Genomic DNA, 15,270 nt, shown 5'->3' on the forward strand with positions numbered 1-15,270 from the left:
CCCTGGTCGAGCAGTCCACCGGCCAGGTCGTCCGCCGCACCCGGACGCCGCTGCGCCGCGCGGCCGAGCCGCCGGACCCGCCGTGGCTCGGTGCGCCGGTGCCCGAATGCCGCTGCCCTGACTGCCGCCCGACCCGGCGCGTCTGCACCACCTGCGGCGGCACGGGTCGCGTGTACGACGCGGCGTTGCTCACCCTGACCGACCTGCGGCACCGGGTGGTGCACCTGGCCTGGTGGGCCGGCACGCCCGAGGCGGTGACCGCAGCGGGCGGCGGGGCGGGCGGCCGGCTCGTCGTCCGGCTCCCCGAACGCTACCGGCTAGCCGCCTGGGCGGCCGTGTTCGGCGTACGCCCCGAGGACCTCGCCGAGGCCGACGGCGGCCACGACATCTCGCCGGACGTGCGCGAAGGTTACGTCACCCTGCCCTGGGCGGGCGCGGACCCGGTGGCCGAGCAGGTGGCCGCCGTCGGCCCGGCGCTGCCCGCCGCGCGCCTGCTGGTCACCGCCGTACGCCCCGACGCGCCGCCGCTGGCCGAGCTGCTCCGGCTCGCCCTCGGCCTGGACCTGGCGCTGGTGGTCAATCTGGTTGATCTGCGGAATCACCCGGCTGGACTGCTGCGGGCGCACGGCGTGCTCTGGTCGGTCGAGCTGCGCCCGCCGGCCGCCCCAGTGCACCCCGACGACCTGCCGTGCCGGCCCAGCCCGGAGGCGGCCGTGGCGCACTGCCTCGAGGGCCTCGACGCCACCCTCCCCGAGACCGTCCCCGCCGACCCGGACGCGCCGGTCCCCGTGCCCCGGTCCGGCCCCCGGCCGCTGCCCGCCGACCCGGTGCCGGCCCTGCTGCGCCTCGCCGCCGGGCACCCCGACCAGCCGCTCACCGTCCGGTTCACCCGAGGCGGCTGCACCATCCACCGACACGCCGACGAGGGGCCGGTGCTGCTGGCCGAGGGCGATGACCTGCCCGATCGTCGGTTGACGTGACGTGCTGGGGAACATATGTTCGACACGTGTGGGAAAGATCCGGAGCCGACCAGGTTGCCGCCGCGCCGCCGCGTGGCCAGCAGGCGACCGGCCCCGCGAGGGCCTCTAGGATCAGGCCCATGGATCGGGCGACGGTGGAGCGGGCAGCGCTGGTCGCGCTGCTGCGGCAGCCCGATCTGAGCTGGTCGGACACCACCCACGAGGTCCAGGAGGCCGGCACCGCGCTCGGCGTGCTCACGCGGCTGGTCGGCAGGGCCGACACCTTATTCCCCGACACCCGATCGGTCGACTCGCTCATCGAGGCGGCGGCCGGAGACCTGCTGGCCTGGCAGGCCGAGGGCGTCGCCGTCCGTGCCTTCTTCGACGAGGACTATCCCGCCCAGCTCCGCGACATCCGGGAGATGCCGCCGCTGCTGTTCGCCCGGGGATCCCTGCGTCCCGATCCGCGTGCCATCGCCGTGGTCGGCAGCCGAGAGGCGAGCGACCGTGGCCTGGAGGTCGCCGGGTCGGTGGCGACCTCGCTGGCCAGCCGGGGCGTCACCGTGGTCAGTGGCCTGGCGAAGGGCATCGACACTGCGGCCCACGAGGCGGCGCTCGCCGCCGGTGGGCGCACGGTCGCGGTCATCGGCACGGGCATCCGCCGCCACTATCCCGCAGCCAACCAGGCGCTGCAGGAGCACATCGCCGAGGTGGGCCTGGTGATCAGCCAGTTCTGGCCGGACGCCGCCCCGACGAAGCAGAGCTTCCCGATGCGCAACGCCGTGATGAGCGGCTATGCCGCCGCGACAGTCGTCGTCGAGGCCGGCGAACGCAGCGGAGCCCGCATCCAGGCGCGGCTGGCGCTCCAGCACGGCCGTCCTGTGGTGCTCACCGGCCAGGTCATGCGGCACGAGTGGGCGCGCTCGTTCGCCGACCGGCCCGGGGTCCACGTGGCGCGCGGCACGGTGGAGTTGATGGAGGCGGTGGACGCCATCCTCGACCGGGTGCCGACCGCCCCCGAGCTGGAGGGCTTTCCTGAGTTCGCCAACCTCTGACCCCTGGGCCAGGATCCGGGCGTACGTCGAGACCCAGCGGAACTTCCTCCACAATCCGCTGGCCGCCGGAGAGCCGATCTGCCCGACCTGCCGAGGGGTTCGTAGCGCCGGATACGCGTACTGCTACCCCTGTCAGGAGCAGCAGACGGAGTCCGGCGGGCTGCTCGCCGACGTGGTGGTGCCGATCTCGTACTCCCCGCGTAACGGCCAGCACCATCACCACCTGCGCTCGTACAAGTCCGACCCGGCATCCGCGCAGGCGAGGTGGAACCTGCTGGCGCTGCTGCTCCTGTTCCTGAGGGACCATCTCGGCTGCGTCGCCAGAGGCATGGACGGTGCGCCGACCCACGTCGTCGCCGTGCCCAGCACCCGGGGGAAGCCCGGTCCGCACCCCCTCCAGAGGATGGTCGGCGACCGGCTGGCGCTGCCCTGGCTCGCCGCCGTGCCGAACCCCCGCTATGGGCACGACGTCCGGCGGTTTCAGCGCGACTGGTTCACGGTCCGGCTTCCTCACCCCGCAGGTCCCGTTCGCCCGCTGATCCTCGACGACACCTGGACGACTGGTTCCCGGGCCCAGTCCCTCGCGCATGCGCTGAGGGTCGCCGGTGCCTCGTCGGTGGGTGTCGTGGTGCTCGGTCGGCACGTCAATCCGGAACACGCGGCGTCCCGATTCCTGCTCAGGGCGATCGAGGAGCCGCTGTTCGATCTGTCGGTGTGTGCCGTCGAGCGATGACCGCCACCTGTCCGGTATCCGACTCCTCCTCGCGTTCCCTGTTGCTGCGCCGGCAACGCAGCTGATCTGCGGCTTCTCCGACGAATGGCGCAACTGCGCGCCATCGGTCCACTGTGGCTACGTCGACCGGACCACAATCTGGCCATCCGGGGCGGTACCCGAGCAAACGCATCAATGGGTAGCGTGTCGGGCACCCTGGGGAGGCTTTGGAGGCACACCGGTGACGCTGCTGCGCGACCTGATCGACATCCCGACGTCCGTCGGTGAGGGCGACTTCGTGGTGAAGGCCGCCGAGGGCGCGGATCTGAGCCGGTACGTGGTCACCGACCAGCTTCGGGACAACTTCGTCGACGCGCTGCGCCGGATCGGGCACGCGGTCACCACCGGCCGTTCCCAGGCGGCGTTCCTGCACGGCTCGTTCGGCTCCGGCAAGTCGCACTTCATGGCCGTGCTGCGGGAGGTCCTCGCGCACAACCCGGAGGCCCGGAAGGTGCGGAACCTGACGGGCCCGGTCGTCGCCGCCGACCCCTGGCTGCCCGGCCGGAAGTTCCTCACGCTGACCCTGCACATGCTCGACGCCCGTTCGGTGGAGCAGGCGATCCTGGAGGGCTACCTGCGCCACGTCGCCGTCGCCCACCCGGACGCGCCCGTTCCCGCCGTGCACCGGTCGGACGCGCTGCTGGAGAACGCCGCCGGCCTGCGCCGGACGCTCGGTGACGACAAGTTCTTCGCGGCCCTGGGCGGCGGTGCCACCGCGCCCGGCGCGGCCGTCGGCCTGGCCGCGATGCGCGCCAGCAAAGAGGGCTTCAACCCGCAGCGGTACGCCGAGGCCGCCGCGCAGCCGCCCGGCACCAAGGAGCGCGACGCCCTGGTCAGCGCGCTCACCCAGGCGTTCTTCAGCGGCGCGGTGCACAGCGCCGAATACCTCGACCTGGACACCGGCCTCGCGGTGATCACCCGGCACGCGAAGGCCCTCGGGTACGACGCGATCGTGCTCTTCCTCGACGAGCTGATCCTCTGGCTCTCCGGCCGGATCGCCGACTACACCTTCGTCAACACCGAGGGTGCCAAGCTCAACAAGCTGGTGGAGTCCGCCGACGCCGCCCGGCCGCTGCCGCTGGTCTCCTTCGTGGCCCGCCAGCGCAACCTGGAGGACTTCCTCGGCCCGCAGGTCGGCGGCACCGAGCGGGAGGCGCTGGCGCACGTGATGCGCAGCCTCCAGGGGCGGTTCGGGGAGATCGTCCTGGCCGACACGAACCTGCCCGAGATCACCGAGAAGCGGCTGCTCAAGCCGAACGACGACACGGCCCGCGCGGTGATCGACAACGCCTTCGCCGCAGTGCGGCACAACGGCGAGGTGTGGGAAACGCTGCTGCTCGGCGCGCAGTACGGCGACGCGGGTATCGGCTCCGACGCCACCGCCTTCCGCCAGCTCTATCCGTTCTCGCCGGCCCTGGTGGCGACCCTCGTCGCGCTCTCCCAGGCGCTGCAGCGCGAGCGGACGGCGCTGAAGGTGATGACAGAACTGCTGGTCGAGCGGCGGGAGACCCTGCGGGTCAACGACCTCATCGGCGTCGCCGCCCTGTTCGACCCGCTGGTGCTGCACGGCGAGCTGCCCGACCGGCCCAAGCTGCGCCAGCAGTTCGAGGCCGCCCGCACGCTCTACCTGCGCAAGCTGCGCCCCATCCTGCTCACCGTCAACGGCATCGACGAGGAGAAGGCCGCCTCGCACACCCAGTTCCAGCTCGACGACAAGCTGGTCAAGACGATCCTGCTGGGCGCCCTGGTGCCCGACGTGCCGGCCCTGCACAACCTCACCGCCGCGAAGCTGCACGCGCTGAACTTCGGCTCCATCTCCTCGCCGATCCCCGGCTACGAGAACACGATGGTGCTCAACCGGTTGAAGCGGATCAGACAGGACGCCGGCGAGCTGCACCTGACCGACGACCATGACCCCGTCGTGTCGCTCAAGCTCTACACCGTCGACTTCGACAAGCTGCTCGACCTGGTCCCGCACAACGAGACCTCGGCCGGCGTGCGGCAGCAACTGCTGCGCGAGCTGATCAGCGCCGAGATGGGCCTGGCCGGCAGCGAGGGCAGCCACGGCGAGCTGCAGCAGCCGCGCGAGTGGCGGGGGCGGCGGCACATCGTCCAGGTGAAGTTCGGCAACGTCCGCGACACCGACGCGATGCCGATCGCCGCGCTGCTCGCCCCCGGCGAGTCGTGGCGGATCGTCATCGACTACCCGTTCGACCCGCAGGACTACCCGCGCAGCGCCGACCGGGCCCGCATCGAGGAACTGCCCCGGGGTTCCAACACCGTGTTCTGGCTGCCGCTCTATCTGACCGACGACATGATGAGCCGGGTCGCCCAGCTTGCGAAGATCAACTATCTGCTCGGCGTCGGCGGCGCGGGGGAGCGGCTCAACACCCTCGCCGCCGACTGGCCCAAGGCCGACCGGCAGCAGGGCCGGGTCTACCTGCTGCAGCGGCAGAGCCAGCTCCGCGACGGGTTGATCACCGCGCTCAAGCAGGCGTACGGGGCGGCCAGCCCGCAGCCCTCCGACGTACACGACGACACCGTCGGGGTGCTGCACACCCTGGCCGAGGGGCTGCGCATCGGGGATCCCCGGGGCGGCACGCTCGCCGACGCGTTCCGCAACCTCACCGCCGAGCTGCTGGAATGGTCGTACCCGGGCACCCCGGCACTGCCGGTGGACGAGAAGCCGCTCACCCGCGGCGACCTGGCCAAGGTCCTGGAGTACGCCAAGCGGGCCGCCGCCGATCCCACCCGCGGCGTCTCCGTCGACTCGCAGGCCGACCAGCGGGTGCTCCGCCGCATCTGCAACCCGCTGCAGCTCGGCGAGATGGTCGACCACCGGTATGTGCTCGCGATCACCACCTGCCACTGGAGCCGGCACCTGCTGCAGGAGGCGGCAAAGGAGGACTACCGCGACCACTTCCCCGTGCACCGGCTGCGCGACTGGCTGGACGTGCCGAAGCGGCGCGGCTTCGACCGCGACCTGCAGAATCTCATCATCGCCGTCTTCGCGCTCGAACAGCAGTTGAGCTGGTACGACAACGGCGTCAAGACCAGTGTCGGCGCGGTCAACGGCGTGGAGGACCGCCTCGAGCTGCGCCACCCGCCGATGCCGGGCGAGGACGCGTGGAAGGCGGCCCTGGAGTTCGGGCAGCCCTTCTTCGGCGTCGTCCTGCCCCGGTTCCGCACCCCTGCCAACCTCGCCGACATGGCCAAGGACATGCGCGAGGTCGCCAGGACGTACGCCGACTCCACCCGGACCCTCGTGGCCAGCCTGGAGGCGCACGCGGTGCCCCTCGGCCTGGACCTGAACGCGCCCACCGGCCGGCTCGCCACCGCCCGGCGGGTCGCCGAGCTGCTCACCCAGATCGCCGGCGAGCGGGACGACGTGGTGCTCGTCGAGGTGGTCGCCGAGGGGGAGGACCGCCTCGCCGGCCTGGACGGCCAGGCGGCGAGCGGCGTCTTCAAGCAGGCACAGCGGCTCACCTCGGCGCTGGCCGGCACGCAGTGGCCGCTGATCAACGCGGTGGAGCAGCGGGCCGGGAGCGACCCCCGCGCCCGCGCGCTGCTCGACCGGCTCAGGGCCGCCGCCCGGGACGAGCACCACGGCTCCGACATGGTCAAGGCGCTGCAGGAGGCGGTCGCCGCCGCAGCCGCCCTGCTGGCCGAGCACAACCCGCCGGTCCCCCCGAACCCGCCTGTCCTTCCGGACCCGCCGGTCGTCGACCGCGATTCGGCCATCGTCACGCCGCCGTTCGTTCCGCCGACCGGTGGTGTCCCGTCGTCCGGCGATCCGAACCCGTTAGCCGTCATTCCGGTGCAGCGCAAGCCGGCAGACCCGCTCCTCCCGCCGCCCGCCGCCCGCCGGGTCACGGTCGCCGAGGAGCGGGAACTGGACCGGCTCGTCGGCGAGCTGCGCGCCGAGGTCACCGCCGGTCGGCGGATCACCGTCGCCTGGCAGGTCGAGGAGTCGGAGCAGCCGTCGTGAGCGTCGCCCGGGCGGCCGTCCGCCCCGCCGCCGTGCGGCGCAAGGTCGAGTCGTGGCTCGCCGAGCGCGACGGCAGCGACGCGATCGTGCTGCACGCCCGCCCCGAGTGGACCGACGAGCCGGTCCTCACCGTGGGGGACACGCCCGTGCGGGTCGTACCCTGCCGGACGCCGCTCGCCGCGCGGGCCGCGCTCGCCGACCGGGCCGCGCACGAGAAGCTGGTCCTCCTGACCGACCTCACCGACATGGAGCTAGGCGACGGCCTGCTGACCCACGTCAGCATGCAGAAGGGCCGCAGCGTCGACCCGTGGGACCTGGTCACCCAGGTGTTCGGCGGCCAGGTGCGGCTCGACTCCACCCTCGTGCGCACCGGCCGATGGGTCGCCGACGCCCTCACCGACCTTGCGCCGGCCCAGGGCTGGCCGCCGCCCGCCGGCCTCATCCTCACCCGGGACCACGCGCTGCGGCACCTCGCCGGGGCGGTACTCGGCCTCGACCCCGACGCACTGGACGGAGCCGGCCTCCTCCAGTGGAGCACCGACGCACCCAACCAGCTCCGCTTCGGCGACCTGCCCACCGAATGGTCCGACGGGATCGCCACGTTCCTCCGCGAGGTCGCCGGCCCGGTCGCCGTGCCGGTCCTCGCCGCCGTCGGAGCCGGGCACGGCGTCGACGCCATCCCACTCGGGCTGCTCGCCGGGGTACTCTGGCCCCGGGCCGCCGAGTCGCGGCCCGACATGGATCTGGTGGTCGCCCGCACCCGGCTCGAGCCGCGCTTCGGCGGTGCCCGCCTCACGGAGGAACAGGCCAGCGCGTTCGGGGAGGCGACCGAGGCGTGGATCTACCGGGCCCTCGACGGCGACCATGCGGTACGCCACGACGCGCGCCGGATGCTGCGCCGGGCGGAGGACATCGCGGCCGAGATCGACGTCGCCGGACGGCTCGCCGCGTCCGACCTGTTGCCGGCCCGGCTTCACGCAGCGGATGCGTGCATTCGGCGAGGCCGTGCGGCTCGCCGTGCCGGCGGCCGGGGCTCCCGTCGCGCCCGCCGGTGAGCTGATCGAGCGGGCGCAGGACCGGCTCGCCGAGGTCGAAACCCACCGGTCGGCCGAGCGCTCCCGGGTGGAGACCGCGCGGATGGCCGTCCGCCTGCTGCGGTGGCTGGCCACGCCCGAGGGGTCCGCCCCCGCCACGATGCTCGACGCCGTGCAGCGGCAGGTCCGCGACGACGGCTGGGTCGACCGGGCCCGCCTTGACATCTTCGTCGGGGACGTCGACCCGCAGGTCGCGCGGGCCTACCGGCTGCTGCACGCGGCCGTGGAAGCTCGTCGTGCCCGCCACGACCACCAGTTCGCCGAGCTGCTGCAGGACACGACCGTTGCCGAGCGGGACCCGGGCACCCTGCTGCGCGTGGAGGACGTGCTGGACCGCGTCGTCCGTCCCATCGTGGACAACGGACGACGGGTCCTGATGCTCGTCCTCGACGGCATGGGAACCGCGGCGGCCGTCGAGATCGCCGAGTCCCTGGGCCGTGGCGGCGCCTGGGAGGAGCTGACGCCCGGCGGCGGCCCCCGCGTCGGCGTCCTCGCCGCGCTGCCGACGGTCACGCAGGTCAACCGGTGCAGCCTGTTCAGCGGGCGGATCGCCGTGGGCGACCGTGGCACCGAACTGCGGGCCTTCCGCGAGCAGTTCCCGGGCGGCGTGCTGTTGCACAAGTCCGACCTGCGCACCCCGGCCGGGCTGGCCGTCGACCCCGAGGTGGCCGCCGCCCTCGGTGACCCGGCCGTCCCGCTGGTCGCCGCCGTCATCAACACCATCGACGACGCCCTGGACCGCAGCGATCCCGGCATCACCGAGTGGAGCACCGACACCGTCAACGGGCTGCGGAACCTGCTCGTGCTCGCCCAGGACCGGGTCGTGGTGTTGGTCTCGGACCACGGGCACGTCGTCGACCGGGGCACCGAGGCGGTCCTGCGGCCCGCCGACTCCAGCGAGAACCGGTGGCGGCTGACAACCGGCGAGCCCGGTGACGGCGAGCTGCTCTTCAAGGGCAGCCGGGTGGCGCTCGGCGGCGGCGAGGTGATCCTGCCCTGGCGGGAGGAGCTGCGGTACGGGCCGCGCAAGGCCGGATACCACGGCGGGGCAGCCCCTGCCGAAGCGGTGATCCCGCTGCTGCTCTTCGCCGCCCACGACGAGAACGCCGTACCGGGGTGGGCGGGAGCGCCGGTGTCCAGCCCGGAGTGGTGGCGGGAGCCGCTGCGCCAAGCGGCGGAGGAGGCGGTTTCCCACGAGCCCGCGCCGACGGAGAGCCGGCGCCCCGCCCGCCGTGCCGCCCGGCCGCCAGCCCAGGACGAGGGCCTGTTCGACCTGCCCGCCCCCGCCGCGACCGCGCCGCCGTCGTCCGCTCCGACCGTCCCACCAGCCCCGTCGTCCCCACCTCCGGCCGACTCGGCGGCGACCATCGTGAAGGCGCTGCTGGCCAGCCCGGTCTACGCCGACCGCAGGGGCACCAGGGCGCCCCTGCCCGACGAGCGGGTGGCCGCCATGGTCGCCACCCTCGTCGCCGGCAACGGACGGGCGACCCTGGAGACCCTGGCGACCAGAGCCGGGATACCCGTGCACCGGGTCACCGGCACGTTCACCGTCCTGCGCCGCCTGCTGCAGGTCGAGGGGTACCCCGTGCTCAGCCTCGACCCGGACGGGCGGACGGCCAAGCTCGACATCGCCCTCATGGTCGAGCAGTTCGGGCTGGAGGTCCCGTGACGGTCGAGGTGAGCGCCCGGCGGCGCAAGGACATCGTCGACGCCCTCCGCCGGGGAGCCGTGCCCGCCAACGGCCTGGACGCCCTCGCCGTCGGACTCGACCGCTTCGCTGCGGCCCTCGACGAGGACCTGGACCGTGTCGCCGGCGGCGGCAGCGTGTTCAAGGCCGTGCGGGGTGAGTACGGCGCGGGCAAGACCTTCTTCACCCGATGGCTCGGCGAGCGGGCGAAACGCCGTGGCTTCGCGGTGGCGGAGGTGCAGGTCTCCGAGCTGGAGACGCCGCTGCACCGGATGGAGACGGTCTACCGCCGGCTGGTCGAGCAACTGACCACCGAGCAGTTCGCGCCGAGCGCGCTGCGACCCGTACTCGACGGTTGGATCTACGCCCTTGAGGAGGACGTGCTGGCCGCCGGCACGGTCGCCGAGGCCGACGCGGACGGTCTCGACCGGGCGGTCGGCGAACTGCTCGAACGCCGGCTCGCGGACATCTCCCGCAGCACCCCCGGGTTCGCGGCGGCGCTGCGGGGCTACCGGGCCGCCATCGCCTTGGGCGACCACGTGACCGCCGGAGGACTGGCCGCCTGGCTGGGCGGCCAGCCGCACGTCGCGGCGTCGGCGAGGCGGGCCTCCGGGGTCAAGGGCGACCTCGACCACTTCGGGGCGCTCAGCTTCCTGCAGGGCCTGCTGACGGTGCTGCGGGACAGCGGCCACCCCGGCCTGCTCCTGGTCCTCGACGAGGTCGAGACCCTGCAACGGGTACGGTCGGATGCCCGCGACAAGGCCCTCAACGCGCTGCGGCAGCTCGTCGACGACATCTACGCCGGGCGCTTCCCCGGCCTGTTCCTGCTGATCACCGGCACCCCGGCGTTCTTCGACGGCCAGCAGGGCGTGCAACGGCTCGCGCCGCTGGCGCAGCGCCTCGCCACCGACTTCGGGCCGGAGCCGCGCTGGGACAACCCGCGCGCCACCCAGCTCCGCCTGCCCGGCTTCACCCAGACCGCCCTGGTTCAGCTCGGGATACGGGTCCGCGAGATCTACGGCAGCGACCGGGTCACCGCCGTGGCCGACGACGAGTATCTCGGCGAGCTGGCGAGCGCCGTCGCCGGGCGGCTCGGCGGTCAGGTCGGGGTCGCCCCCCGGGTGTACCTCAAGAAGCTCGTCGCCGACGTGTTCGACCGGGTGGACCAGTTCGCCGACTGGAACCCCCGGGAGCACTACGCGCTGACGCTGCGCTCCGACGAGCTGACGGAGGTCGAGCGGAACGCCGCCTCGGCCGACGACGTCGACCTGACCCTGTGAACGCCGAGGCGGCGCTCGACCCGGTGCTGCTGCACCACGTCGTCAACAGCCTCGGGTGGCCGCAGCTGCGCGCCCTGCAGCGGGACGCGATCGGGCCGCTGCTCGACGGCACCGACGCGCTGCTGCTCGCCCCGACGGCGGGCGGGAAGACCGAGGCGGCCGTGTTCCCCCTGCTGTCGCGGATGGCGCGGGAGGGCTGGACCGGCACCTCGGTGCTCTACCTGTGCCCGCTGCGGGCCCTGCTCAACAACCTGCACCCCCGCATCGAGCGGTACGCCGGGTGGCTGGGGCGTACGGCCGCCCTGTGGCACGGCGACGTCCACGCCGGCGCCCGGCGGGCCGTGCTCTGGCAGCGCCCCGACATCCTGCTCACCACGCCCGAGTCCCTCGAGGCGATGCTGGTCAGCGTCAACGTGGACCATCGGGGCTTCTTCGGCGGGCTGCGGGCGGTGGTGGTCGACGAGGTCCACGCCTTCGCCGGGGACGACCGCGGCTGGCACCTGCTCGCGGTGCTGGAGCGGTTGACCCGGGTGGCCGGACGGCCGCTGCAACGGGTGGGGCTCTCCGCGACCGTCGGCAACCCGGCGGACCTGCTGACCTGGCTGCGGGGATCGGCGACGGGCAGCCGCCCCGGGCGGGTCGTCGCCCCCGACGTGCCCGCCGCTGCCGCCGCTACCGGTCCGCCGCCCGGTGACGTGGAACTCGACTACGTCGGGTCGCTGTTCAACGCCGCGAAGGTGATCGCCGCCCTGCACGCGGGGGAGAAGCGGCTGGTCTTCTGCGAGTCCCGACAGACCGTCGAGGAACTCGGCCAACTGCTGCGGGAACGGGGGGTGACCACGTTCCTGTCGCACGCCTCGCTCTCCGCCGACGAGCGACGCCGCTCCGAGCAGGCGTTCGCCGAGGCCAGGGACTGCGTCATCGTCTCCACCAGCACCCTGGAGCTGGGCATCGACGTCGGCGACCTGGACCGGGTGGTGCAGATCGACGCGCCTGCCACGGTGGCATCGTTCCTGCAGCGGCTCGGCCGCACCGGCCGCCGTCCGGGCAGCACCCGCAACTGCCTGTTCCTCTGCCGTACGGGGCAGGAGCTGGTCCGGGCGGCGGCGCTGCTGTCGCTGTGGGGACGCGGCTGGGTGGAGCCGGTCGTCCCACCGCCCGAACCCCGACACATCGTCGCCCAGCAGGTGCTCGCGCTCTGCCTGCAGGAACACCGGGTCGGTGACCGCCTCTGGGCGCAGGCGTGGAACGGCCTGCGGCCCTTCGGGCCGGGTGCCGAGCCGATCGTCCGCCACCTCGTCGACCACGGCTACCTCGACAGCGACGGCGGGCTGCTGTTCATCGGGCCGGAGGCGGAACGGCGGTTCGGTCGGCGGCACTTCATGGACATGACCGCCGTGTTCACCGGGCCGCCCGAGTTCACCGTGCTGCACGGCCGTCAGGAGCTGGGCCGGGTCGACCCGAGCCTGCTCACCGAGGAGGTACGAGGCGACCGGCGGCTGCTGCTCGGCGGGCGCAGCTGGCGGGTCACGTACGTCGACTGGCGTCGGCGGCGTTGCTTCGTCAAACCGGTCGACGACGGCGGCCGGGCGCGGTGGACGTCCCTGGGCTGGGTGGGCTGGAGCCACCCGCTGACCCGGGCGATGCGGGGCGTCCTGTTGGGTGACGACCCACCCGTACGGCTGACGGGCAGGGCGACGGACCGGCTGGCGGCCGAGCGGGCGGACCGCTCGGCCGTGGTGCACCCGGGCGGCAGCCTCGTCCTCCGGGCCGAGCACGGCGACCTGACCTGGTGGACGTGGGCCGGGCTGCGGGCGAACGCGACCCTGGCCGCGACGCTCAGCGAGGTCGTCGACCCGATGCAGCGGTACGACGACTACATGATCCGGCTCCGCGCGGACCTGGAGCGGTCGCAGTGGCGCTCGCTGGTGGCCGACGCGGAACAGCGGATCTGTCTGCCCGAGGTCAACACACGGGCCCTCGCCGGGCTGAAGTTCGGCGTCGCGCTGCCGGAACGCCTGGCCCGCGCGACCCTCGCCGCGCGCCTTGCCGACCTTCCCGGGGCGGCGGCGGTCCTGGCGGAACCGGTCCGCTTCGTCGCGGCTCGGGCGTGAGAGTGGGCACTTGGTGAGGCGTCCCGCCGATTCGCGGCCCTCCGGCGTGAGGTCGCCCGCCGGTGACTGCGAATCGGCGGGCCCGCTTGCCCAACTGCTCGCGGGCCGCAGCCTGCCCCTCCGTCGCACAGATGTTGGACAGTTGCCGTTCCCTGCGTGCGGCAATGTCCAAGGTCGGGCGGGTCGTGGGGCGACGCGCCGCACGAAGACCGGCGCGCGGGTGCGGCGGAGCACGCGCGGGGGCTGCGGTGGGGGCTGGGTGCGCCTCGCCGCCGTGGCCGCCGTCTTCGCCTCGGCGGTTTCGGGGTGGTGGGGGTCGGAGCGCCGCGCGGGGCGGTGCGGGGTGGTGAGAAGGGGCCCCTGCTATACGCCAGGCGTTAACAAGGGGCCCCTGCTTTCACTCGGGAACGCGGCGGTACGCGCCGTCGCTGGCCGACGTCGCCATCGACGCGTACGCGCGCAGCGCCGCCGACACCGGGCGCTGCCGGTCGACCGGCGTGTACGGCCTGGCGCGCTTCTCCTGCGCGATGCGCCGCGCCTCCAGCACGTCGTCCGGCACGTTCAGCGAGATCGACCGGGCCGGGATGTCGATGACGATCTCGTCGCCGGGCTCGACGAGGGCGATCAGGCCGCCGGAGGCAGCCTCCGGGGAGACGTGCCCGATGGACAGCCCCGAGGTGCCGCCGGAGAACCGGCCGTCGGTGAGCAGCGCGCAGGACCGGCCCAGCCCCCGGCCCTTGAGGAACGAGGTGGGGTAGAGCATCTCCTGCATACCGGGGCCGCCCCTGGGGCCCTCGTACCGGATCACCACCACGTCGCCGGCGACGATCTCCTTGGCGAGGATCGCCGTGACGGCGTCGTCCTGCGACTCGTACACCTTCGCCGGCCCGCGGAAGGTCAGGCACTCCTCGGGCACGCCGGCGGTCTTCACCACGGCGCCGTCCGGGGCGAGGTTGCCGTGCAGGATGGCCAGCCCGCCGTCGGCGCTGTACGCGTGCTCGCGGTCGCGCACGCAGCCGCCGGCCGCGTCGGTGTCCAGCGACGACCAGCGGTTGGTGGTGGAGAACGGCTCGGTGGTGCGCACCCCGCCCGGCGCGGCGTGGAACAGCTCGATCGCCTCGCGCGTGGCCGAGCCGCCCCGCACGTCCCAGTCGGCGAGCCACTGCGCCAGCGAGGGGGAGTGCACGGAGCGCACGTCCCGGTGCAGCAGCCCGGCGCGGTCCAGCTCGCCGAGGATGGCGGGGATGCCGCCGGCGCGGTGCACGTCCTCCATGTGGTACTGCGGCGAGTTCGGCGCGACCTTGGCCAGGCAGGGCACCCGGCGGGAGACGGCGTCGATGTCGGCGACGGAGAAGTCCAGCTCGGCCTCGCGGGCGGCGGCGAGCAGGTGCAGGATCGTGTTGGTGGACCCGCCCATGGCCACGTCGAGGGCGACGGCGTTCTCGAACGCGGCCCGGTTGGCGATCTGCCGGGGCAGCACCGAGGCGTCGTCGCCGTCGTACCAGCGCTTGGCGATCTCCACGATGGTGCGGCCGGCCTCGACGAACAGCGACCGGCGGGCGGCGTGGGTGGCCAGCGTCGAGCCGTTGCCGGGCAGGGCCAGGCCGATCGCCTCGGTGAGGCAGTTCATCGAGTTGGCGGTGAACATGCCGGAGCAGGAGCCGCAGGTCGGGCAGGCGGACCGCTCGATCTCGCCGAGCTGGTCGTCGGTGACCGCGTCGTTGGACGAGGCGACCATGGCGTCGATGAGATCGATCTTGGAGTGGACGATGCCCTCGATCGCCACCGTCTTGCCGGCCTCCATCGGGCCGCCGGAGACGAAGACGGTGGGGATGTTCAGCCGCAGTGCGGCCAGCAGCATGCCTGGGGTGATCTTGTCGCAGTTGGAGATGCAGACCAGGGCGTCCGCGCAGTGCGCGTTGACCATGTACTCGACCGCGTCGGCGATCAGCTCCCGGCTGGGCAGCGAGTAGAGCATGCCGCCGTGGCCCATGGCGATGCCGTCGTCGACCGCGATGGTGTTGAACTCGCGGCCGACCCCGCCGGCCTCCGCGACCGCGTCGGCGACGAGGCCGCCGAGGTCCTTGAGGTGTACGTGGCCGGGGACGAACTGGGTGAAACTGTTGGCGATGGCGACGATCGGCTTGCCGAAGTCGTCGTCGGTCATCCCGGTGGCCCGCCACAGGGCCCGGGCGCCGGCCATCGTCCGACCGTGGGTGGAGGTCCTCGACCGCAGCACAGGCATGGGTACCAGTCTTGCACCGCCGGACGGACCGCCGCCGAGCGCGCGGCCTGTGTCCCAACAGATGCACACCCGGCCT

The 15,270-nt window shown here is 73.4% G+C and carries 8 protein-coding genes and 1 pseudogene; 8 read left to right on the forward strand and 1 reads right to left on the reverse strand.

Annotated elements, in window-relative coordinates; genetic code table 11:
* From MCAG_RS21700 to MCAG_RS21730, 8 genes and pseudogenes are all read left to right on the forward strand, one after another.
* Window positions 1–980, forward strand: a pseudogene (locus MCAG_RS21700) (hypothetical protein); the annotation flags it as partial.
* A 119-nt stretch (window positions 981–1,099) separates the two neighbouring features.
* Window positions 1,100–2,014, forward strand: a complete 915-nt coding sequence (locus MCAG_RS21705) for a DNA-processing protein DprA (RefSeq protein WP_036374650.1) — start codon at window positions 1,100–1,102, stop codon at window positions 2,012–2,014.
* A 172-nt stretch (window positions 2,015–2,186) separates the two neighbouring features.
* Complete coding sequence (locus MCAG_RS32770) at window positions 2,187–2,747, forward strand: phosphoribosyltransferase (RefSeq protein ID WP_007075128.1); 561 nt, start codon at window positions 2,187–2,189, stop codon at window positions 2,745–2,747.
* A 220-nt stretch (window positions 2,748–2,967) separates the two neighbouring features.
* Window positions 2,968–6,774 carry a hypothetical protein gene (locus MCAG_RS21715; protein WP_036374655.1) on the forward strand — a complete coding sequence of 1,269 codons (3,807 nt, stop codon included), beginning with the start codon at window positions 2,968–2,970 and terminating at the stop codon, window positions 6,772–6,774.
* Complete coding sequence (gene pglZ / locus MCAG_RS35780; protein ID WP_255348997.1) at window positions 6,771–7,829, forward strand: BREX-2 system phosphatase PglZ; 1,059 nt, start codon at window positions 6,771–6,773, stop codon at window positions 7,827–7,829. Before MCAG_RS21715 ends, pglZ (MCAG_RS35780) begins: the two co-directional genes overlap by 4 nt.
* The gene (pglZ, locus tag MCAG_RS21720; RefSeq protein ID WP_255348998.1) at window positions 7,759–9,537 is read left to right on the forward strand and encodes a BREX-2 system phosphatase PglZ; all 1,779 of its coding nucleotides are present in this window, start codon (window positions 7,759–7,761) and stop codon (window positions 9,535–9,537) included. Before pglZ (MCAG_RS35780) ends, pglZ (MCAG_RS21720) begins: the two co-directional genes overlap by 71 nt.
* Complete coding sequence (gene brxD, locus MCAG_RS21725; protein WP_007075131.1) at window positions 9,534–10,835, forward strand: BREX system ATP-binding protein BrxD; 1,302 nt, start codon at window positions 9,534–9,536, stop codon at window positions 10,833–10,835. Before pglZ (MCAG_RS21720) ends, brxD begins: the two co-directional genes overlap by 4 nt.
* Window positions 10,832–12,949: a DEAD/DEAH box helicase gene (locus tag MCAG_RS21730; protein ID WP_036374657.1), complete on the forward strand. Its 2,118-nt coding sequence runs from the start codon at window positions 10,832–10,834 to the stop codon at window positions 12,947–12,949. Before brxD ends, MCAG_RS21730 begins: the two co-directional genes overlap by 4 nt.
* 397 nt (window positions 12,950–13,346) lie before the next feature.
* Here MCAG_RS21730 and ilvD read toward each other — a convergent pair whose 3' ends face one another.
* Window positions 13,347–15,194 carry a dihydroxy-acid dehydratase gene (gene ilvD / locus MCAG_RS21735; protein ID WP_007075133.1) on the reverse strand — a complete coding sequence of 616 codons (1,848 nt, stop codon included), beginning with the start codon at window positions 15,192–15,194 and terminating at the stop codon, window positions 13,347–13,349.
* Window positions 15,195–15,270: the final 76 nt, after the last annotated feature.

It is taken from the genome of Micromonospora sp. ATCC 39149 (genome assembly GCF_000158815.1).
Classification (GTDB): domain Bacteria; phylum Actinomycetota; class Actinomycetes; order Mycobacteriales; family Micromonosporaceae; genus Micromonospora.